Source organism: uncultured Brachyspira sp. (assembly GCF_910588665.1).
In the GTDB taxonomy this organism is placed as follows: Bacteria; Spirochaetota; Brachyspiria; order Brachyspirales; family Brachyspiraceae; genus Brachyspira.
Map to the genome: position 1 here is coordinate 40,166 of NZ_CAJUPR010000004.1, position 22,898 is coordinate 63,063.

Annotated in this window: 20 protein-coding genes; 7 read left to right on the forward strand and 13 right to left on the reverse strand. The window is 28.3% G+C overall.

Annotation, left to right across the window (positions count from 1 at the left end):
- Positions 1-102: 102 nt before the first annotated feature.
- Complete coding sequence (gene mutS / locus QZ306_RS03870) at positions 103-2,781, forward strand: DNA mismatch repair protein MutS (protein ID WP_295161316.1); 2,679 nt, start codon at positions 103-105, stop codon at positions 2,779-2,781.
- Positions 2,782-2,868: 87 nt separating this feature from the next.
- Positions 2,869-3,192 carry a cupin domain-containing protein gene (locus QZ306_RS03875; RefSeq protein WP_295161319.1) on the forward strand — a complete coding sequence of 108 codons (324 nt, stop codon included), beginning with the start codon at positions 2,869-2,871 and terminating at the stop codon, positions 3,190-3,192.
- Positions 3,193-3,288: 96 nt separating this feature from the next.
- On the opposite strand, the gene dcd is transcribed toward QZ306_RS03875, so the two are convergent.
- Positions 3,289-3,807: a dCTP deaminase gene (dcd, locus tag QZ306_RS03880; protein ID WP_295161321.1), complete on the reverse strand. Its 519-nt coding sequence runs from the start codon at positions 3,805-3,807 to the stop codon at positions 3,289-3,291.
- Positions 3,808-3,918: 111 nt separating this feature from the next.
- Here dcd and QZ306_RS03885 point away from each other — a divergent pair, with 111 nt between their 5' ends.
- Positions 3,919-5,250: a glucose-6-phosphate isomerase gene (locus QZ306_RS03885; protein ID WP_295161324.1), complete on the forward strand. Its 1,332-nt coding sequence runs from the start codon at positions 3,919-3,921 to the stop codon at positions 5,248-5,250.
- Between the two features lie 59 nt (positions 5,251-5,309).
- On the opposite strand, the gene QZ306_RS03890 is transcribed toward QZ306_RS03885, so the two are convergent.
- Together QZ306_RS03890 and QZ306_RS03895 are read right to left on the reverse strand one after the other, a co-directional pair.
- The gene (locus QZ306_RS03890) at positions 5,310-5,975 is read right to left on the reverse strand and encodes a dethiobiotin synthase (RefSeq protein ID WP_295161326.1); all 666 of its coding nucleotides are present in this window, start codon (positions 5,973-5,975) and stop codon (positions 5,310-5,312) included.
- A 15-nt stretch (positions 5,976-5,990) separates the two neighbouring features.
- A complete protein-coding gene (locus QZ306_RS03895) occupies positions 5,991-8,114 on the reverse strand; it encodes an alpha-amylase/4-alpha-glucanotransferase domain-containing protein (protein WP_295161329.1) in 2,124 nt (707 codons plus the stop codon).
- A gap of 261 nt (positions 8,115-8,375) precedes the next feature.
- Between QZ306_RS03895 and QZ306_RS03900 the strand changes: the two genes are divergently transcribed.
- Positions 8,376-9,407: a deoxyguanosinetriphosphate triphosphohydrolase gene (locus QZ306_RS03900; protein ID WP_295161332.1), complete on the forward strand. Its 1,032-nt coding sequence runs from the start codon at positions 8,376-8,378 to the stop codon at positions 9,405-9,407.
- 135 nt (positions 9,408-9,542) lie between these two features.
- Here QZ306_RS03900 and QZ306_RS03905 read toward each other — a convergent pair whose 3' ends face one another.
- The 6 genes from QZ306_RS03905 to QZ306_RS03930 form a co-directional block, all read right to left on the reverse strand.
- Positions 9,543-11,129, reverse strand: a complete 1,587-nt coding sequence (locus QZ306_RS03905) for a 1,4-alpha-glucan branching protein domain-containing protein (protein ID WP_295161335.1) — start codon at positions 11,127-11,129, stop codon at positions 9,543-9,545.
- A gap of 124 nt (positions 11,130-11,253) precedes the next feature.
- Positions 11,254-11,643, reverse strand: coding sequence for a transcriptional repressor (locus tag QZ306_RS03910; RefSeq protein ID WP_295161338.1), 390 nt, complete (start codon positions 11,641-11,643; stop codon positions 11,254-11,256).
- 121 nt (positions 11,644-11,764) lie between these two features.
- Entirely contained in the window at positions 11,765-12,313 is a 549-nt protein-coding gene (locus QZ306_RS03915) for a hypothetical protein (RefSeq protein ID WP_295161341.1), read from the reverse strand.
- A gap of 46 nt (positions 12,314-12,359) precedes the next feature.
- Entirely contained in the window at positions 12,360-13,034 is a 675-nt protein-coding gene (locus tag QZ306_RS03920) for a late competence development ComFB family protein (protein ID WP_295161344.1), read from the reverse strand.
- Positions 13,035-13,139: 105 nt separating this feature from the next.
- Positions 13,140-14,156: a DNA polymerase III subunit delta gene (holA, locus tag QZ306_RS03925; RefSeq protein WP_295161347.1), complete on the reverse strand. Its 1,017-nt coding sequence runs from the start codon at positions 14,154-14,156 to the stop codon at positions 13,140-13,142.
- Positions 14,157-14,203: 47 nt separating this feature from the next.
- On the reverse strand, positions 14,204-14,626 hold the full coding sequence (locus QZ306_RS03930; protein WP_295161349.1) for an HIRAN domain-containing protein: 423 nt from the start codon (positions 14,624-14,626) through the stop codon (positions 14,204-14,206).
- 219 nt (positions 14,627-14,845) lie between these two features.
- Here QZ306_RS03930 and QZ306_RS03935 point away from each other — a divergent pair, with 219 nt between their 5' ends.
- From QZ306_RS03935 to rsmG, 3 genes are read left to right on the forward strand one after another with little or no spacing between them, the layout of a single operon-like run.
- A complete protein-coding gene (locus QZ306_RS03935; RefSeq protein WP_295161352.1) occupies positions 14,846-16,792 on the forward strand; it encodes a tetratricopeptide repeat protein in 1,947 nt (648 codons plus the stop codon).
- 51 nt (positions 16,793-16,843) lie between these two features.
- Positions 16,844-17,563 carry a hypothetical protein gene (locus tag QZ306_RS03940; RefSeq protein WP_295161355.1) on the forward strand — a complete coding sequence of 240 codons (720 nt, stop codon included), beginning with the start codon at positions 16,844-16,846 and terminating at the stop codon, positions 17,561-17,563.
- Between the two features lie 3 nt (positions 17,564-17,566).
- A complete protein-coding gene (rsmG, locus tag QZ306_RS03945) occupies positions 17,567-18,196 on the forward strand; it encodes a 16S rRNA (guanine(527)-N(7))-methyltransferase RsmG (RefSeq protein ID WP_295161358.1) in 630 nt (209 codons plus the stop codon).
- Here the strand turns inward: rsmG and QZ306_RS03950 are convergent.
- From QZ306_RS03950 to tgt, 4 genes are all read right to left on the reverse strand, one after another.
- The gene (locus tag QZ306_RS03950) at positions 18,177-19,184 is read right to left on the reverse strand and encodes a lysylphosphatidylglycerol synthase transmembrane domain-containing protein (protein ID WP_295161361.1); all 1,008 of its coding nucleotides are present in this window, start codon (positions 19,182-19,184) and stop codon (positions 18,177-18,179) included. The two genes, rsmG and QZ306_RS03950, sit on opposite strands and share 20 nt — an antisense overlap.
- A gap of 39 nt (positions 19,185-19,223) precedes the next feature.
- Positions 19,224-20,741 (reverse strand): DUF5312 family protein, encoded by a 1,518-nt coding sequence (locus QZ306_RS03955; protein WP_295161363.1) that lies wholly within the window; start codon positions 20,739-20,741, stop codon positions 19,224-19,226.
- A 98-nt stretch (positions 20,742-20,839) separates the two neighbouring features.
- The gene (locus tag QZ306_RS03960; RefSeq protein WP_295161365.1) at positions 20,840-21,661 is read right to left on the reverse strand and encodes a tetratricopeptide repeat protein; all 822 of its coding nucleotides are present in this window, start codon (positions 21,659-21,661) and stop codon (positions 20,840-20,842) included.
- 51 nt (positions 21,662-21,712) lie between these two features.
- Positions 21,713-22,834: a tRNA guanosine(34) transglycosylase Tgt gene (tgt, locus tag QZ306_RS03965; protein WP_295161368.1), complete on the reverse strand. Its 1,122-nt coding sequence runs from the start codon at positions 22,832-22,834 to the stop codon at positions 21,713-21,715.
- Positions 22,835-22,898 lie beyond the last annotated feature (64 nt).

Here is a 22,898-nt window from a genome sequence, read left to right on the forward strand (position 1 = left end):
TTAATACTTAAATTTTTTTATAAAAAATAAAAATTAACATAAATTTGATTAAAGAATCAAAATATATTATACTAGGCTCAAAATTATAAACGGAAAAATATAATGCAGGAAACATTTTTTGGAAGCGGAAAAGAAGAGACTCAGAAACTTACGCCTATGATGAGGCAGTACAAAGAAATAAAAGATAAATATAATGACAGCATACTGCTTTTCAGAATGGGAGATTTTTATGAGGTATTTTTTGATGATGCAAAAATAGTGTCCGATATATTAGGACTCACTCTAACAAAAAGAGCTAATGTTCCTATGGCTGGCGTTCCTTATCATGCTATAGACAATTATCTGTCAAAATTGGTTAAGTCTGGAATGAAAATTGCCGTATGCGATCAAATGGAGGATCCTAAATTTGCAAAAGGCATTGTAAGAAGAGAAGTTACTCAGGTTATAACTCCGGGTATTATTTCTGAAAATAAGTATTTGGAATCAAAAAGCAATAATTATCTGGCTTCCGTAATAGTATCAAAAAGCGAGAAAAATGCAGCTTTATCAATATGCGACATTTCTACAGGCGAGCTTTATGCTGCAGAAATAAATACAAATTTAGATAATCAGAACAAGGCTGTTAAAGAAATTATTGACGGGCTTACCGAAGAAATTATAAGGTTTTCTCCTAAAGAGATTATGGCTATAGAATCAGTTTCTGAAAGCATTATTATAAAAGAAATTAAAAATAAGTTTTCAAATATATTCTACAGTACCTCCGCAAATTATACGGCAGAATACTCCTATGCATATAAAACTTTGACTAATCATTTTAAAACCGTATCATTAAAAAGCTTTGGTATAGAAGAGAAGCCTCTTTTAATATCTCTGTTGGGATCAACTATATTTTATATTCAGGAACTGTCGAAAACTTCTCTTAAGCATATATCTGATATTAAACTCTATAATAAAGCAGATTCAATGACTTTAGATTATGCCACAATAGCAAGTCTGGAAATATTGGAGACAATTAGAAATGATAATAATAAAATGACATTATTTGATACTATAGACAGAACAAAAACTTCTATGGGAGCAAGATATTTAAAAAGAATAATAGTTAAGCCTTTATTGAATATTGATGATATAAATAAAAGACTTGACAATGTAGAGTTTTTTTATAAAAATCAAAAGCTTATGTATAAAATAAGAGATCTGCTTCAGGATATAGGAGATATAGAAAGGCTTGCATCTAAATTGGCGCTTTCAAGAATTAATCCTAAAGAGCTTGTATCATTAAAAAAGTTTTTAGTAATTTCCCTTGAGGTTATTACAGAACTTGCTATGAATAATTTTGAGGAAGTAAACTTTGAAGAAGTTAATGATATAAAAATAATTACCGATTTAATAGAGCGGGCTATACTTGAAGAGCCTAAAATAGTTATTAATGAAGGAGATATTATAAAAGACGATTATGACGAAACTTTAAAGAAATATAATGAAGCTAGAAGAAAGGGGCGTTCTTGGATATCCGAACTTGAATATAATTATAAATCAGATACTGGAATTAATAACTTAAAGATAAGATACAATAATGTAATAGGCTATTATATAGAAGTAACTAAAGCAAATGCTTCGTCGGTTCCCGTAAATTTTATAAAAAGACAGACATTAATAGGAAGCGAAAGATATACCACAGATAAATTAATGGAATATGAAACTATTATTAATGATGCTAATGAAAAAAGCTATTCATTAGAATATGATATATTTATTGAAGTTAGAAATAAAGCCAATGAATATTTAAACTCAATATTAAAAACTGCAAAAATAATATCTGTAATAGATGTTTATTCCTCTCTTGCATTCCTTGCCAAAGAGGATAATTATATAAGACCTGTAATTACAAATGACGGAATAATAGATATAAAAGAAGGCAGACATCCTGTTGTTGAAGTTAATCTTAAAACGGAAAGCTTTATTCCGAATGATACATATTTGGACAATAAAAATGAACATCTTCTTATAATTACAGGTCCTAATATGAGCGGTAAAAGCACATATTTAAGACAAACCGCTTTGATAGTATTATTGGCTCAAATCGGTTCATTCGTACCTGCATCAGGTGCAAAGATTTCCGTAGTTGATCGCATATTTACCCGCGTCGGAGCAAGCGATAATATTGCAAGAGGAGAAAGCACATTTTTAGTTGAAATGAATGAAACAGCATATATACTTAATCATTGTACTGATAAAAGCCTCGTTATAATGGACGAGATAGGAAGAGGCACTTCCACCTATGACGGACTTTCCATCGCTTGGGCTATAGTTGAATATTTAGCTCATGAAGAAAATAAGAGATCTAAAACTCTATTTGCCACGCATTACCATGAACTTACTATGCTTGAAGATTTAGAAGGCGTTAAAAATTATAGGGTATTAGTTGAAGAATATAAAGATGAAATAATATTTATGAAGAAAGTTACAGAAGGCGCTGCAAAATCAAGCTACGGCATATATGCTGCAAAAATAGCGGGTGCTCCTAATAAAGTTATAAAAAGAGCATCTGAAATATTAAAAAAATTAGAAACGGAAGCAGGGGTTCAAGCTGAAAATATAGAATTAAATACTCAGAAATCAGTTGGTATGCTTCCGTTTTATGATGATAAAAAAATAAAAGAAACAATAATAAAGGAAAGAGAAAGCGAAATAGAAAAAGAAATTAAAGAATTAAATATAAGCATAATAACTCCGATTGACGCTATAAATTTAATTAATAAATGGAAAAATATGATATAAAATATAATTTTTACGGTAATTGATATTTTATATAAATTTAATTTTAAGATTTATAATCCGAAGTTATATTATATAATGAGGTGTATCATGACGGAACAATACTATTATAAATCAACAACTGAGAGAGAATTTGACTGTATAAAAGATGATGAAAAATTAATAGAAACTTTATCTGACAAAGGATATACTGTTTATGCAATTACGCAGAAATCTAATCAGCTTATACCTTATCATGAACACCCTTCCGAAGAGATGGTAATTGTATTAAGCGGTAAAGTAAGATATATAGTAGAAGAAGAGATTGTGGATTTGGAAGAAGGTGATATTATAAGAGTAAGACAGCATTCTGTGCATTCTATGATAGGTATTGCAGATGATGGAATATCTAATTTATTATTAGTATTTATTTAATATATTAATTTCATTATAATTTATTCTATTTTTTGATGTTTTGTTATATAAATTTAATACATTACAATAAATATATTTAATTTTTTAGAATTATTTTTATTTAAAGTCTTTGTAAAGCATGCTAGGCTGAACATCGGTATTATTTTGGTATTTGCTGCTTGCATATTCTTCATATTCTCCGTCAATGGTATGATAGTAAAGCTGAGCTATTTCAACTGTAGGATATATTATTATAGGTTTTATGCAGAATATTTCTAAAGTCCAATATCCTCTAAAACCTACATCTCCGAAACCTGCTGTAATATGTATGAATATTCCAAGTCTGCCTATAGATGAACGTCCTTCTATCATAGGAACATATTTTTTTGTGCTTGTGTATTCCAAAGTTCTTCCTAAGTACAGCTCATTAGGTTTTAATTCATAGCCTTTTTCAGGTATTATTATTTCTTCCGTATCATTTTTCTTTTTCATGTCAAGTATATTATCTTTATATATTAAAAGCTTATTATGAAGCTTTACATTATAGCTGTTTGAATTTAATTGATTTCTATTGAAAGGTTCTATTATTATGTTTTTTCCCAAGTTTTTTTCTATTTCAAGTCCTGATAAAATCATTTATTTATTAATTCCTATTAATTACAGTTTTAATTTATTAAATTATTTTCTTTATTTTTCGGTATTATTATAGTATAATTTATATAGTAAAATAAAATTATGGAGTTATTAATGATATCTGTGAATTATAAAAATGCACTGTCATTTTTTAAAGAATATGAATTGGAATATTTGTCAGGCAGTGCAAGATATGCTAATGAACTTTTAGAAAGTAAAAAAGGTGCAGGCAGTGATTTTTTAGGCTGGGTTAATCTTCCTTCAGAAGCTTTAAAAATGGTTAAAGAGATTAACGAATTAGCTGAAGAAATAAGAGAAAATGCAGAAGTATTAGTATCTGTCGGTATCGGAGGTTCTTATCTTGGTGGAAAAGCGGTAATTGAATCGTTTTTAAATCCATTTTCAGCTGCAGAAAAGGGCAGTACTCAGGTAATATATGCAGGTCATAACATGAACGGTGAATATTTCAGGCATTTATTGAATTATTTGGAAGGAAAAGATTTTTATGTTAATGTAATATCAAAAAGCGGAACTACAACAGAGCCTGCAATAGCTTTTAGAGTGCTTAAAGAGTATGCTGAAAAAAGATACGGAAAAGAAGGCGCAGCTAAAAGAATAATAGCCACAACGGATAAAGATAAAGGAGCTTTAAAAACATTATCTAATGAAAACAAATACAGAACATTTATTATACCTGATGATGTCGGAGGAAGATATTCTGTGCTTACGCCTGTAGGTCTTCTGCCTATTGCAGCTGCAGGAATTAACATAGAAGAGTTTATAAAAGGCTTTGAATCTATGGCTGAATTAACTAAAGAAATGGATTATAAGAAAAATCCTTCTATGCTGTATGCTATGCTTAGAAATATACTTTACAGCAAAGGATACTTCACTGAAATAATGGTTAATTATATACCTAGAATGCATTTTATATCCGAATGGTGGAAACAGCTGTATGGTGAAAGCGAAGGCAAAGATAAAAAAGGAATATTTCCTGCTTCAGTTGATTTTTCTACAGATTTGCATTCTTTGGGTCAGTTTATTCAGGACGGTAAAAGAGTTATGTTTGAGACGGTTATAAGAGTTGATGAAGAAGATATTGATTTAACTATGAAAAAAGAGGATTCCGATTTGGACGGGCTTAATTATTTAGAAGGAAAAACTTTGCATGAAATAAACAAATCCGCATTGGAAGCTACAGTTCTTGCTCATGTTGATGGGGGAGTGCCTAACATAATAGTGGATATTGATAAAATTACGCCTTTTACTATAGGCGAGCTTTTGTATTTCTTTGAAAAAGCCTGCGGCATATCTGGATATATACTCGGAGTTAATCCTTTTGATCAGCCTGGAGTTGAAGAATATAAAAAAAATATGTTTGCTATGCTAGGTAAAGAAGGCTATGAAGAGATGGGTAAAAATTTAAGAGCAAGACTTGAAAAATAAAAAATATTTAAACTCTAACTTAAATAAAGAGGCTTTATATAAAGCCTCTTTTTAATTATTTAAAATAAATCTCTTATAATATCAGGATATTTTACTATTTCTATTTTTTTATTTTCAGGAGTATTATCAAATTCCGTTATATGTACTTTTATAGGATTTATCTGTCTTTTTATATATTCTATAACACTTTTTGAAATACATACTTCTTTTTTTATATTGATAATAATAAACGGGAATTTAAATCCTCTTGTATGAAATAATTCAACCTGTTCTAAAGATGAATGTATAACATTAGAATTATATTCTATTACAGGTATAATTTGAATTTCATTTTCTTTTTCTATATTTAATATTAAATCCATAAAATTATAATTTTCTTTTATAGGCGAGTAAAGAGGCAATGATTCAAATACCATATAATCATAAATATTTCTGTTTTCATCTATTAAATCGGTTATATCTCTTTCATCTATTTTTGCGTTTATACCGTGAAGAGGCGATATATTTCCGTTAGATGCATAAGAAACAAATATTTCAGAAGCCTTTAAATTGGCTGTGTTTTTTATATATTCGCAGTCAAATAATTTATTGCTGCGTACTTCCATAACAAAAGGTTTATAATAGCATACAGTTTTATCAAATATTTTTAAAGACGCCGCTATATGAGATGAAATATATGTTTTTCCAACATGGCTTTTATCAGATATAATACAAAATAATTTCATTAATACAACCTTGAACTAAATATCTTTAGCCGCTACTTTTATTTTATATTTAACTTTCTCTTTAGGTTTTAATGATATATTTTTTAAGCATACTATTGTAGAGTTTTGATAATTCATTTCAAGCTTATCAACTGCATCAGATATAGTATAATTAGGCATATATAGAAATAAAGTTTCTTCATTTGATTCAATTAAAATTTTTATCTTTATATATCCTTCATCAGCCATACCGAAAATATTGCCTTTATATTCGCCTAAGCTGCTGAGATTATCCGATATTTTTTTATCTCCTCCTATATAGTATCTGTCGGGCTCCTGCCCTGCAAGCAGAGTTATATTATTTTCTAAAGCGTATATAAACTCAGCATCTTCGTCTGATTTATTTTCTATTATTGATTCCATAGAAAAGCTTCCATCATTATTTATTACATACCTTTTTATTAAATGTATATTATTACCGTTTACTTCAGAAGTCTTTTCAAAAGAAACTGTGGCATAATCTTTATTAATTAGATTTTCTAATATATTGTAATATGATTCATAAAAACATGCATTTTCTTCATATTTCAATAATTGGAATTCCTCCGCAGAAGGAATTTTATTTAAGAAATGATCTACGGCAAACACTTTTTCATTTTTATCAAATACTAAATATTTAGCTGTTTTATCATCAACTTTTTTTACCATTTCATGTATGGATATATGCTCTCCGCCTTTATTAGCAGCATTATCAGTATTTTTCATAGCGGCTATATGATAAGCTTCTTTTCTTCTTTTAAGACAGTCTGTTAAATTAATAGGGTTTTCTTTTTTTAAATCCCATTCCACTATGGATCCGCTTAGAGAATGCAGTATAAAAGCAGCGCTTTCAGATGAAATTATAACTTCTTCTCTTCCGTCCATATCATAATCTAAATTATGGCTTAGAAAATATTTTCTTCCGTAAACTTTTTCAAGCGATATTGATGTGGCTTTGATTAAATTGGTATAGGCGGCATGTCTTAGATTGTTTAAATAAAGTCCTCCGAATGTGCCATGCCAATAAGGACAGTTGCATTGACCTTTCAGCAGATAATTTAAAGCGGTTTCTTTTTCTTTGTAATTAGAATCGGTAATATCTCCTATAATATTTGATGTGAATATCATTCTTTTATTCATTCTATTGCTTTCAGAGTATTTTATAAAATAATTTCTCCAAAAACCGCCTCTCATAAATTTTGTAATAATTTCATTTTCATTAGATTTTTTAAATTCTTCCTGCTTTAAATGAAATTCATATTGTATATCGGCAGGAAGCACCCAAGTAAGCATTTCTTCATAAGATCCTGCGGGTATATATATTTTTGATATTGGGGCATGTTTTTCCATATATTCGCTGTATGTAGTTGTTATTATTGTATCTTTTTCTTTAGTAAGAGCATCAAAAAAATTTTCAAGCCATTTATCTTCATACACCCATTTTTGAGTACCTGGCCAATCCCCGTATTTTTCCCCATCATCGTGCAAAACTACAGCTCTATTGCCTTCCTCCGTTGCTATAGATTTTAAATATTCAATGGATCTTTCAACATCTCTGAATGGTATAAGATAGCGAAGCTCCTGAGATATTGGAAATATATTTAATTTGTAATTTTCATCATCTGTAACAAAATATCCGAATATATTTTTTGTATCTATGCCTGCAGTTAAGAATTGAGAATCGTCAAGCATTATATATTTGATTCCGTTTTCAGCCAAATTTTTAACTAATGTAGGCTCCCATACTCTTTCTGCTATCCAAGCGCCTTGAGGAGTCAATTCAAATTTATCTTCTATATACTTGTTTAATTTTCTTATTTGTATATCCTTATCTTTATTCGGTATTGAAGGCATTATCGGTTCATAAAAACCTCCGCTTTGAATTTCTATTCTATTTTCATACGCTAATTTTTTTAATAATTCTATATGTTCAGGATGATATTTTTCTATCCATTCCAAAAGACAGCCTGTATAGTGAAAATTAAATTTTATATCTTTATATTTTTCAAGTATATTCAAAAATGGTTTATATGATTTCTGATAGGTGCTTTCAAAAACAAAATCGAAATTGCCTACAGGCTGATGATTGTGATTTCCTAATATTAAATTAATAGTTTTCATAATAATGCCCTATATTGGTAATATTTTCTTAATTTATAGTTTCGTAATAATAAATATTTTAATTAACATAATTCTATATTAAATATTTTTTTTGTAAAGCATAAGTTTTTTAATAATATTAATTTTTTTATTTAACGGCTTTTAGAATTATATAGTTAATATCTATCAGATACTATGATTATTTTAATTGTATTTTTTTATTAATTGATTTATTATTAACATAATTATTTAATATTTTGATGTTATTTTAAGGAAAATATTTTGAGAACAATAAGACTTGATATAGAAATGAGAGAGAAAAGCTTTTTATCCCCTGCGGCTGCATTTTCATCTGAAAGCAAAGGTACAGTATATCCCAGAGAAAAAGACGATATAAGAACTATTTATATGCAAGACAGAGACAGAATTGTTCACAGCGAATATTTCAGACGCCTTAAAGATAAGGCGCAGGTTATAATGCTTTCTGTAGGAGACTTCAGAACAAGACTTACACATACGCTTGAAGTTATGCAGATAGCCAGAAGTATAGCAAGAGCATTGAGGCTTAATGAGGATTTAACGGAGGCTATTGCATTCGGTCATGATCTCGGACATTCTCCTTTTGGGCATGCGGGAGAGAAGGCTATATCAAAATATTTTAAAGGCTTTCATCATTCTTCGCATTCTCTTAGAGTTGTTGAGCATTTGGAGAAAGGCAGGGGGCTTAATTTAAGCTTTGAAGTAAGAGATGGTATTATAAAGCATACTAAGGGTAAAAACGGAAAGCTTATTGCAGATTCTTCTGTACCTTTCACAAATGAGGGTATGATTGTTAGGATATCTGACACAATAGCTTATGCAAATCATGATGTTGATGACGCCATTAGATACGGTCTTCTCAGATATGAGGATTTGCCTAAAAATATTGTTAAAGTTTTAGGATCCACTTACGGAGAGAGAGCTGACACTATGATTATGGGAGTTATAGAAGCCAGTATGGAGAAAATGGAAATAGATATTAATGCTGAGGTATTAAAGGCTATTAATGATTTGAGGGCTTTTATGTTTAAAACCGTTTATGAAAGTAAGGCTATATTGGAAGATGCAGACAGAGTTAATAGAATTATATCCGTAATTTTTGAATATCTGATTAAGCATAAAGAGATTATAGAAGAGGACAGTTTATTCAAAAAATCAAATATTCCCTATATAAGTGATGAAGAGCTTGTTAAAGATTATATTGCTCATCTTACTGATTCTGAGGCTATTAATCTTCATAAAAAAATTACTTATGGAAAATTTAACTACATATAAGCTAATAATTAATTTTTTAATATATTCAAAGTATTTTTTAATTTTAAAATAAACTTCATCATTTTTTTAATGTTTTATATTTAATTTTTACCAATAAAAAAGCATGCATATAAAAATATGCATGCTTTTAAAATACTAACTATATATTCTAAAATCCATTTCTGGAAATATGTCGTCTCTCCATTCTATTTTTTTCAGCCATTCTTCATTTAAATCCCTGTTTTTTATGGCATAATAGAGATCCGTAAATCTTTTTATATAAAGCTTGGTGATATTAACAGCATAATCAACCATAGTGCCTGTATGCATAATGAAAGCCCAATCGCTGCTTTGCGCAAGCAGTAATTCCCTTGCCGCCTGATTAAGAGCCCTTTCATAAATCCCAGTTTCATTATAATAATCATGTGCTAATTCTATCATTCTTTCAGCTGCTTTATGCAAATGTCTGTATATCCAGCCGTTAGTACCATTCAGCCATACTTCCCCGTATCCGTTAGCTCCCCAGCTTGACATAGACGGCATAGATATCTGATTAACAGGATGTCTTTCTAAATATTCTTTAGGCGTTATTGTTTCTATTGTATTCTGATCATGATGAATCTTTCTCATTAGGAATTCTATAAACATAGGACCTTCATACCACCAATGTCCGAAAAGCTCCGCATCATAAGGCGATACTATTATAGGAGGTCTGTCCATAACGGAAGCTAAATATTCAATCTGTTTTTCTCTGTTAAACATAAAGTTTCCAGCATGCTCTCCTGCAGATTCCATAGCCCATTGAGGATTATAGGGTTCTTTAGCGCAGTCTTTTCCTGTAATTCTATAATATTTTATTCCAGTATTTTTTCTTAGACCGTTGCTTTGTATAAAATCTTTAATATATTCAAAAGGTAAATCATAGCCTATATCTCTGTAAAATTCTCTGTATCTGAAATCTCCCGGATATCCTACTTCTGCACTCCATACACTTCTTGAACTTTCTATATCTCTTCCGAAAGCAGCAACTCTGCTATCTCTGGAACAGTACAGAGGCGCATAAACTCCGTATTTAGGCACTTTATCTGCATACATTATTCCATGAGTATCAACAAAGAAATATTTTATCCCATTGTTGGCAAGATGTTTTTCCAATCCTGGAAAGAAGCCGCATTCTCCAAGCCATATACCAACAGGTTTTCTGCCAAGATGTTTTTCATGTGTTTTTACTGCCATTTTTAACTGAGCTTCTATTGCTTTAGGATATTCCTGCATAAACGGAAAAAATCCATGAGTAGCGCCGCAAGTAATTATCTCTAAATTTCCTCTTTCTAAGAAGTATCTGAAACCATTTAATATATTCTTATTGTATTTATAAACAAAAATATCTCTTATCTTCTTAAACTTATCTCTATAGAACTCAGCTGTATGATGAAAATTAGGATCCAGTGATGTTCTTTCGCATTCCATATCGGAGAGCTTGATTAATTTTTCTATATAATTAACATATCTATTTTGAAGAAGCTCATTAGCAAGCATATTCATAAGCGGAGGAGTAACGCTCATAGTTATTTTAAAATTTATACCGTCATTAACCATTCTGTCATAAGCATCTAGTAAGGGTATATATGTTTCGGTAATAGCTTCATAAAGCCATTCTTCCTCTAAAAAATTTTCATGTTCAGGATGCCGCACATATGGTAAGTGGGCATGAAGAACTAAAGCTAAATAGCCTTTTGACATAAATTATTCCTTAAGTTAAAGTTATATAAATAGTATATAAAATATAAATATTAAAATCAAGACTTTAAATAAGTTTATCATTAAAAAATAATAACTTCAATTTAAACTTCTCTGCAGTAAAATACTATAAAACTTTTTTACAGTTATTACAGACACCTGTAAAAACTATATCATGCTTAACTATTTTAATATCATATTCTTTTGAAACCAATTCATCTAATTTTTTCTGATATTCCATAGGTATATCGGACAGCTTTTTGCATTTACTGCATTGAAAATGATAATGCTCATTTGTTATATGATCGAAACGGACTGCATCATCTATTATAGATAATTTTTGTATATCTTTAGTTTCCGATAATAAATTTAAATTTCTATATACCGTTCCCAAACTTATAGAGGGAAAGTTCGGCTTAATATAATTATACACTTCCTCAGAAGTAGGGTGATTTTTTAATTCTCTTACTGCATTTAAAATCACTTGTTTTTGTATTGTATTTCTAGTATTATTCATAATTAATTCCCTTGTTTAAGAACTAAAACAATTAATAATTAATCTTAATTAGTAATATTATATTAAGTAAATTATTTGTCAAGGATAAAATATTATTTTATATAAATAATACTTAAAAATATTATTTATATAAGTTTACATAATCTATTGATAAATTATGAGAATCTTCTGTAAAACTGTTTATAATAATTATTTTATAATCGTAACCCTTATATGTATATATTTCAGCTAAAATACTGCCTTCATCATCATCTAATAACTGCTTATCCAATTGTATATTATTTGATGATAAAATATCCAAAATATTTTCACAGAAAACTTCCGCATTATCAGAGCTATTAATGGTTATCTGAGATATGAAATCATTATCGGTAAATACTATAAGCTCTGCTTCATCTTCACGGATTTTTATATTCTTTCTTAAAATATTATTAGCTACTGAAGATACTTCAATATCAAACATTTCCGATAAACTCTCAAAAGAGTTTTTAAAAGAAAGAGAGGCTAATGATTTTATATTATTATTTCTGAAACCTATTATATTGTAATAGGTAAAAGGACTTGTTATGCTTACAGCCTCATAAGAAGTTATATTCTTATGAATTATATTTGCTATTGCTATAAAAATAATAAAAAAACATGCAAATACTATAGACTTAACAGCTCTCATCAGTTTCTCTTAAAATAAACAATATACCAATTAGAATAATTATTTTTTATTCAGCTATATTATGATTTTCTATAAGTAATATATTATCAACCTCTTCTATAGAAAATAAAGGCATATCTCCAGCATTATAATATGAAGGCTTTATTTTAAATGACAATACATTTTCATACTGCATAAACTTCTCAGATTCAACAACTATACCAAGCTTAACTTCCATTTCTTCATTTGTATCAACTTTTTTAGGCATAAAACAAAACATAAATTTACCTGGTACATTACTTGAAACTACGGCAGGATTTGGAAAATTAACACCATAGCCCTGAAGTATTTTTTCATCGCAGAATATATAAACTAAAGCGTTATCTATATTTTCAAAATTGTTTGAAGCAGTAATATTTCCCATTATGCTGGGATATGTTAAATAATAACCGCTTTCATCAATTGTAGGAACAGATTCTAATAAAGTATTTTCCTTTCTTCTAGCCACTATTTCGCAGGCATCTGCTATAATGCTCAATATTTCCGTATTGTTTTGTACGGTATCCTTATCATAACTATGAAGAATGCCTCTGGCACTTGTAACATATTGAGGCTGAACTCTATTCAAAGTGTATGCTATTATATCCATACGCATATTTGTATTTATTGGAATATTTTTTTCTTTTAAATATGAATCCGCCAGTTTTGAAACTTTTTGCTCCATAAGGTTTACTAAATACATAAATGCATTACTCCGAGTTTATTTATACTATAAATATAATAAATAAACTATTATTTGTCAAAAAAAATTGATATTAATAAAAAATAAATTTACAAAATAATTAATTTATTTAGTAATGCTGAATAAAAATAATTCAAAATGTGCTTTGAATATATTATTAGGAACTGTAACATTTAAAGTATTAAGGTATGATATTCTAGATATTATATCAACTACCTCTTCTAAAGTAAAAAATTTTAAAGAAGCTTTTTTCTTTTTAAGTATAAATTCCGAAATTTTTGTTATCCTGCTTATCTCATTTAATGTAGTCTGAGGAGTAAATATTTTCATATAGTAAATAGCTAAAAAATTATTCATCATCAGTGTTAAAGAAGAAGAAGCATCTTGATCCAGTCTATGCATTATACTGAAGCATTTTTTTCTGTTTCTTTCAAAAACTGCATCTAAAAAATCAAAAATATTTCTGTTTTTTGATACATAAGTAAAATCGGATATATCTTCAACATTCAGATATTCCTTTTCATTATAACTGCAAATCTTATTAAGTTCTGAATAAAGAGAGCAGTAATTCAAATTTATATTATTAATTAAATATTCTACAGCATCGGAGGATATTTTTTTACCCTGCTTTATAATGTAAGAATTAATTAATCCTCTGAAGTCTTTTTCATTCGGAAGAGGAAAATCTATAAAATGTATATTATTAACATCTTTCTTTTTAGAAAAATATTTATACAGAGGATCTTCTTCCAAAGAATTATCTGTTTCTAATATGACTACCGCAGTTTTTGATGGATTAGAACAGTATTCTAAAAAATCTTCTTGAAAATTATTATATTTGTAAATTACTATAAGTCTTAATTTAGAGCCGAATGGAGGAGTGTCAGCCACTTCTAAAGGCATAAAACCTGCCGCATCATTTTTATCATAAAATACGCTGTAATTCATCTCGCTGTCTCCTTCATCTGGAAACATAGAAGAATGCATAGCCGCTATAAATGCCTTTTTAAAAAGTCTTTCCTTTCCTGTAAGTATATAAATACAGTAATTAAACGGCTCTTTTACATAATTATCTTTTATTTTTTGAAATTCAATCTCTGTTTTTACTAAAACTTTATCCATAATAATTATATAATATCATATATTTTTTTATATACAATAAGGGTAAATCATATAGCATTTTTCTTTTTTTTGGCTATATCTATAAATACTCTTATTTCTATTTTGCATTCATCGGAGGCATCTAATTTTACATTTTTTATTATAGCATATACTCTGTTTCTCTTATCTTCCATTTTATACGATATCAGAGGGGAAATAATGCTTGGAACATATCCCAGTCTGAAATCAAAGCTTCTGTCATAAATAGCTATAGCGAATCTGTCATAAGGATTTGTCATGTCACGGAGAAGATTAATCGGTTCATTTTTTAATAATAAATCTATAACATCCCTGCCGTTATTATATTTATATCCTGCAACGAAAAAATCTATATAATATTTCTTTGTTTTATAATTTCTGTTTATAATAATTCTCTTGAAACTCTCTTCATGATTAATTAAGCAAGTAATATGTACTGTATTTTTATTCATAAACAAAAAGGCTTACCTTATTTTTTAATGCATTGTACAAATTCTACTTCAATTCAAATATTCTGTCAAGAGATTATTTAATATAATAAAAAATTAACTGTAATTTTATTGTAAATAAATATTAATCTTTTAATTTCTTTAATAAAAGTATTTTTTCCCATATTGATATAAATGCAAACATATATTAAAATTATTTAAACTGAAAATTATGGAGTTATAATGATATTGCTTATTAGAAAATCTTTTATTATACTGCTGATTTTTATATTAAGTTCTGTTAATATATTTTCGCAGATAAGCGGCAATGATGAAGAAAATATATATAAAGATTCGGAATATATAAGAAATGAAGAGGAGGCAAAAGCTGCATACTCTTTGGCTTTATACTATAAAGAGAGGGCGTTTGCATCAAAAACTCAGAATATGGAAACTATAAAAGATTTAGAAAGTGCTAAAATAATTCTTGAAGAAGTTGTAAAGTATGTTGAAGATATAAATGTATATACGGCGCTTGCAGAAACTTATGAGGTTTTAGGCGAATATTATAAGAGTTCTGAAATTTATGATAAATTAGTTATTAGTTATCCTGAAAATACAGATATACTGCTTAAGGCTGCAGAGAGAAATATATTTATTATTAATAATACTGATAAGGCAAGATATTATCTTAATACTGCTTATGAAATAGATAATTCATATAATGATGTTTTAATATTATTAGGTTTCACATACTATGAAAGAAGAGAACTTGATAAAGCTGTGTACTATTTTTCTAAAGTAGATGAGACTGTAAAACCTAGAAATGATAATAACTATCTTAATTATTATCATTTCTATTATGGTATGAGCGAGTTTTATTTAAGCAGATTTTCTAATGCTATTAACAGATTAAATAAGCTTAAAAATGTTCAGTTGTCTCCTTCAGATAAATATAATGCATCTTATGGTATAGTAAAAAGCTATCAGGCTTTGGAGAAATATAATGCGGCTTATTCAAACAGCATAGTTATAGATGACGCTTTATTTTTAAGCGCTTATTTAAGTTTTATGGCAGATAAATATAATAATGAATTATTTAATGAAATAGATCCTTCATATTCTAATACACCTAAGATACTATCTATAATAATGGAGGCTCATAATTCTAATTACAGCAATGCTCTTAATATGATTGAAACAGATTTGGACAGAAAGAATATAGATTTAGATATTATACAGACATATTATAAAATGATTTATGATACAGGAAATATAAATGATAAAATAAGCGCAGAAATTGATATTATATCATTTTACTTTATGATTAATAATATAGATGCATTGCCCAGTCATATAGATAATTTAATAAGATATGATAAGAGCGGTAAGTTTAATAATTTATATTTGCAGGCGGCTTTGGAGTTTAAAAATCAAAATAACTATAAAATGTCAAAAGAAATGCTTGAAAAATATTTGTCTTTAAATAATATAAATATAAAAGAAAATGAATTAGTATCTTTGGTATTAACAGCCTGCGATATAGGGGAGGGCGGTTTAGCAATGAAAGCCGTTGAAAAATTTGAAAAAACTAAATATTCATATAGTTATTTAAAAGCTTATGCCTCTTTAATGAATAAAGATAATGAAAATGCATATAAATATTTAAATGAAGATTTTAAATATTTTTCTAATAATAAATCTAATACCAATTCATTTAGATTGAATATTCCTTATATGACATCATTAGCTATGGATAATAGGGATTGTGCATTATTGTATGCAAATTATAAATATTCTATAGACACAAATAAAGCGGAAAATATTAATAGTTTGTCTTGGGCTTTGGTATCTTTAGGCGAAGATCTTGATAAGGCAATAGATCTTTCAAAGGAGGCAATTAAATTAAATCCGAATTCTCCGCATTATATAGACACGCTTGGAGTTGCATATTATAAAAAAGGAGATTATGATAATGCTTTAAAAACTTTATTAAAAGCGGCGCTTTATCTGGATGATAATTCTATGGCGGAAATATATGCACATATAGCTGATGCTTATTATGCTAAAAATGATTATAAAAGCGCTCTTAAATACTATAGAAAATCAATATCTTCATATAAAAAAGAATTTGATTATGATGAGAGCAGAATAAAAGATAGAATTAGAAATTTAACCGAGAATGAATAAACGGGTTTTAATCTACTAGTATAACTTTTAATTTTTATAGGATATTAATATATGATGAACAGGAATATTATTTTTGCGGCTGTATTTATATTGATTTCAGCTGCTGCATTTGGTCAAAATGAAAATGATATAATGAAAGAGGCTTTTAACAGATTATCAAAGTCTCCTTTTACTTCAATATTTTCATCGGGAGGAGCATTTTACAGCGGAGATGATTTGGATCAAATGCCTATGCTTGTTAATTATTATAAAAACGGAAATAATAAATATATGAATGTTTCCGACGGTCTTTTTGGAAGTATGATAATGGATGCTAAGGTTAATAATAACAGTCTTATACTTAACCTGCCTGAACTTAAATCTCCTATTAAAAGAAACTTTGATGAGTTTGCTTTAGATGCTCCTATTATGCGTTTTCCTAAGGTTTATGCTGATATACTGGATTATAAATTTATAGATTTATCAAAAAAAATAATAAGCAGCAATATAACTTTAGGAAGAAATTGGCATACACTTAAGATAGAATATAATGACAGAGTAGACACAATAGTATTTTCTGCAAGTACCTATAGGGTAAGAACTTTTTCCACTGCTTTTATGGATAATATTGTTAATGTGGAGTTGGGAGACTATAGTACAGTTAATAATATGCCTTATCCTAAAGAGTTTATAATGAAAAGCAAGGCTGATAAAAGAGAACTGCATTATAATATTACAAATGTATTTTCAGGAGATAAAGCAAAAAAAGAAGCTGAAAAATTGGGCTGGTAATATATGAATTATGATTTCATATTGGAAAATATTGAGAGAATTACAAATATTGAAATTGATAAAGACAGCAGAGAAAAACTTTTAAATTATGCTCATCTTGTAATCGACTATAATAAAAATGTTAATATTACGGGTGCAAAAAATGCGGAAGATTTTTTTAATGCTCATATAGCGGACAGCCTTCTTGCATTAGATATATTTTCTAATTATGATAATATAATTGATATAGGAAGCGGCAGCGGGCTTCCTTCAATACCTCTTTCCATTATATTAAATAATAAGAAATTTACATTATGCGAATCTAAGAATAAAAAATGTATGTTTTTGAGATTAGCTAAAAAAGAATTAGATTTAACGAATATAGAAATAAAATGCATTAATGCTTATGAAATAAAAGAAAAATATGATATTATTACTTCAAGAGCTTTTTCAGATATAAATACTCTTTTAAAAATATTTGTTAAATTAAAAAATAATAAATCTAAATTAATAGCATATAAAGGGAAAATGGAAAAGATAGAGGAAGAAATTAAAGAGGCATATATTCAAAAAAATAAGTATGAAATAGAAATAAAAAAATTATATTCCCATAATAAAGAGCGTCATATAGTTATTATTTCAAGTTTATTTTAGCGTCTGTTTTTGTAGCAGTTTTTAAATCTATTCTCAGCATAAATAAAAATATAAATCCTATTATTACTACAGGTGCAATACCCATTATATGATATACCAAAGCATAAGGAGCAGCTACATTTCTTTCAACTCCTATTAAAGAAAGTCCGAATATAATAGCCCATTCAAAAGGTCCTATTCCTGACGGGGCAGAAGGCACGGCGAATCCAAACCCTCCTACTGCAAATATAAATAATGCTTTTATAGGAGAAGCTTTAACATCAAAAGCCGCTAATAATAAGCTTATTGTAAGTATCTGTCCTATAATATAAAGTATTGTATATAAAAATATCAAAAATATATGCTTAGGATCATTTTTAAATCCTATTCCGTCTATAAAATTGCATGAAAACTCAATTAGCTTATCTCCTATATTTTTATGAAGTATTCCGAATACTTTATAAAAAATCTTATGTGCAAAGTCTTTCTGCCATACCAAGAACATTAATACTAAAAAACCGCATGCAGATAAAACAAATAAAGCGGAGGCGGCATAGGTAACAGTATCAGGCAGATTAGGTATAAATATAACCGAAAGACATAATATAACTCCTCCGATTATAACATCAAAAAGTCTTTCTGTAACAACGGAAGCTATTAATGCTGATTTACTTACATTTTCTTTTACGCCCAAAATATATGCACGGGCAACCTCTCCTAGTTTGGCGGGAAGTATATTATTAGCCATATAACCTATATAAGCTGCCATAACTACGGTTCTTTTTCTAATAGGCTTTTTTAATGGTATGAAGCATTCCCATCTCAAACCTCTCAATGCTATTATCAGTACGCTTAATATTAAAGAAATGCTGAAATATAAAAGATTAATATTTTTTACTATCTCAGCGGATTCTTTTATATTAATTCCACTAAAAGCAAAATATAAAGATACAATGCTTATAATTATTCCTACAGCAATTTGTATAATTATCTTATGATTTTTTTTCATTTTTATTTATTTCCTAATATGCTGTATGCATATCTGATTTTATCTTACAAAGTTTTTCATAAGCGCTATAAAATTGTCAAAATTATCAATCATGTCTCTGGCTATATCTAAATTGAATTTCTGCAGATATTGAATCTTGCTGTAATTGATTATTTCTGTTTTAGTTCCTTTGTTGCAGTCTTCAACAATATTTTTTATTATAGTGGTTAGATCTATAACTGAATTATATACGCTTAGAATTATTTTATTTCCTTCCGTATCGATTTTATTCACCATAGTTTCTATAAGATCCCTATTGGCATTTGCCTTATTTTTTGACACAATCCAAGTTTTAAGACGCTTAAAATTTTCAGATTCAGGACTTAGCGTAGCATCAAATTCCTGTATGACTTCTCTTGCATCACTCAATATATAAAAAGCATCAAGCCCCTGAGAATTTCTTTCTTTACTTATAAACTCTGCTCCAAGAAACATATCATTGAGAGCTGCTTTATAATCTATATCAAACATCTCTATAATAAAAGTTTTTATATATTGAATAGGTTCTACGCATGTAAATATGGGGCAATCAAACTTTTCAAGCTGTTCATTTTTATCTTCGTTAATATTTGAAAGTTTTAATATTTCTATGCCGTTAAATATTCTGTTTCTCATTCCTGCGATTTTACTGCTTTTTATGTCTGCAACTATGCTGTCCATATCTTTTTTCAGATTATTAGTAAAATCTGTAATATAATTTACGAATATATTTGTATTGGAGGGATTTATAGTGCATTTATATGTAAAGTCTTTAAGTAAATAGGTTATAATATCGCTTAAAATATTCGGCGACTGCAGATATTTTATTCTGGTTAAAAATGATTTTATGTTTTTTTCAGGTATTGGGGACATTCCCAAATACTGCTGAAAAATATTTAAAGCGGAAAGCAGCTCCTTTCTTATCATTATGGAATTAACAGCATAATCCAATTTTACTAAATCATCTACTATCTGCATATTTGAACTAGGTTTAAATTGAGGATTAGAACTGTAGGCACCATCTGCAAATGATGGACAAAAAGCCCTTAGAAAAAGAAAAAAATCGAAGTTGGATAATTGAGCGAAATCCTTAAGCAGGTTAAATGTTAAATTAATTTCTTTTCCGCTTTCTCCGCTTATATATTTTTTAAACTTTATAAAATTATTTTTTATTTCTGTGAAAACATTATTGGGATTTTTTCCTCCCTTTATCTGCTCAGTCATATAATCTCTGTTTAAAGTGGAATATAATTCTTTTATTTCATCTGTAAAGGAAACTTCTATTAAATAATATGAAAATTGTTTTCCGTCTTTTATTATAAACTCTTCTTTTAATGCGCTTAGCAAAGGACCTATAACTTTATATATTTCAAATATAAATTTAGCGCAGACAGCAGTCAGCGATTTAGTTTTCAAATCTACAAAGTTATATTTTTGTTTTGAAATTCTGTCTGAATATTCCTCCATACGCATTTTTTCTACTAATTCGGGTGTTCTTATGTTAAATAAATTGTACTTAATATAATCAAAAAAATTCACAGTTGCGCCTCATTTACTTTCAATAATTTTTAAATTATTTGTTACTATATAATATACTATATTGTACAATATTGGAAGTTATTTATTTATTTTTTTAATTATTCTTTAATGATTTCCAAAGCTTTTCTGGCTTCTTCATAATTATTATTTATTTTTAAAGCTTCTTCAAAATTTTTAATTGCAGATTTTTTATTTCCTGTTTCGGCATATATGGAGCCTATATTATAGTATATTGCTTTATCATAATTATTTACTTCAAGAGCTTTTTCTAAATATCTTACAGCCATTTTATTGCTGTTTTTCTTCCTGTAGCAAGAAGCTATATTGCATAATACATAAGCATTTTTTCCTTCATAGTTGGCATTGACTTCATGAAAAAGAGAAAGCGCTTTATCATAATCTTCATTACTATGATATATGCATCCTAATAAATTTATAATATCGTTTGTTGCTTTTGCCTCATAAGCAAGATTTGCATATTCCAGAGATATATCATATTCATTCCAAGCATAAGACTGAAAAGCAATATATGAGCATCGTCTGTAATCTTTAGGTTTTATTTTAATATTTTTTGATATTTCCAAAGCTTTTTCTAAATATTTTCTTCTATTTTCTTTATCCATTACAGATAAGTATTCGTATATAAAGGCATTTTCCTGCCCGTTTGCAATAAGTTTTTGAAAGTAATTTACAGCTTCATCATATTTATTTTTTTTCATATTAAGAAATCCTATCATATATAATGCTTCATAATAATTAGGAGAATCTAATAAAATAGAATTATAATAACTTTCAGCATCTTCTATTCTGGCTTCTTTAAGAGCTATTCTAGCCAAAACGGCTAAAGAATGAGCATCTTTTGGATTTTCAGACAAAATAGAATTGTATTTAACTAACTGTTTAGCATATTTACTAGCCATAAAAAACTCGCTTTATTGTTTTATAAAATATGTAAAATAAAATATATATAATTATTCATAAAATTTAAAAAACATATTCTTTCTATAATCGGTAAATGTATCATTTTCAATAGAATTTCTAAGCTCTTTCATAAATCTCTGCATAAATCTTACATTATGTATTGTCATAAGTATTGAAAAGAGTATTTCATGTGTTTTATCCAAATGATTCAGATACGCTTTAGAGAAGTTTTTGCAGGTATAGCAGTCGCAGGAATCTTCAAGTATAGTATCGTCCTTTCTGTATTTGGAGTTTCTTATTCTTATAATTCCGTTCATAGTAAAAGCCTCTCCGTTTCTGGCATTTCTTGTAGGCATAACGCAGTCAAACATATCAATACCTTCCATAACGGCATTAAGTATATCTCTGGGTTCGCTTACTCCCATTAAATAGCGGGGTTTTTGCTCATTGGTATGCGGCATAACCTTAGAAAGAACTTCATGCATTTTTTCAGGAGTTTCACCTACAGAAAGACCTCCTATAGAATAGAAAGGGAAATCCATATTTACTAAAGTTTCGGCGCTCTCTTTTCTTAAGTCTTCAAACATTCCGCCTTGTATAATACCGCCTAAATACTGATATTCGCTGTTTGTACTTCTATCATGATATTTTTTACATTCTTCAGCCCATTTATGAGTTCTATGCATAGCTTCTTTAACATAATTGTAGTCTGCATCTGCTTTTGAACATTCATCAAGACACATTATAAAATCTGCTCCTATAATATGCTCAGCTTCCATAACGCTTTTAGGCGTAAAGAAATATTTTGATCCGTCTATATGAGAACGAAACTCCACACCGTCATCATTAATTTTTCTGAGCTTTGCTAAAGAAAATACCTGAAATCCGCCCGAATCTGTAAGCATAGCACCTTTCCAGCCCATAAACTTTTTAACTCCGCCGAATTTTTTCAGCACTTCAATACCAGGTTTCAATACCAGATGATATGTATTTGCAAGTATTATTTTACTTTCGGTTTCTTCTATCATAAGCGGTGTAAGAGCTTTTACGGTAGCTTTTGTACCCACAGGCATAAAAACAGGGGTATCAATATCAACACCGTTTACTTCTATTTTTCCAAGTCTTGCCGATGTCTGAGAGCTTTTTTTTAGTACATTGAAAGAAAACGACATATAATACCTTTTAAATAAAATATATATTTTTATATTAATAAATATAAAATTTTTTATAAATAAA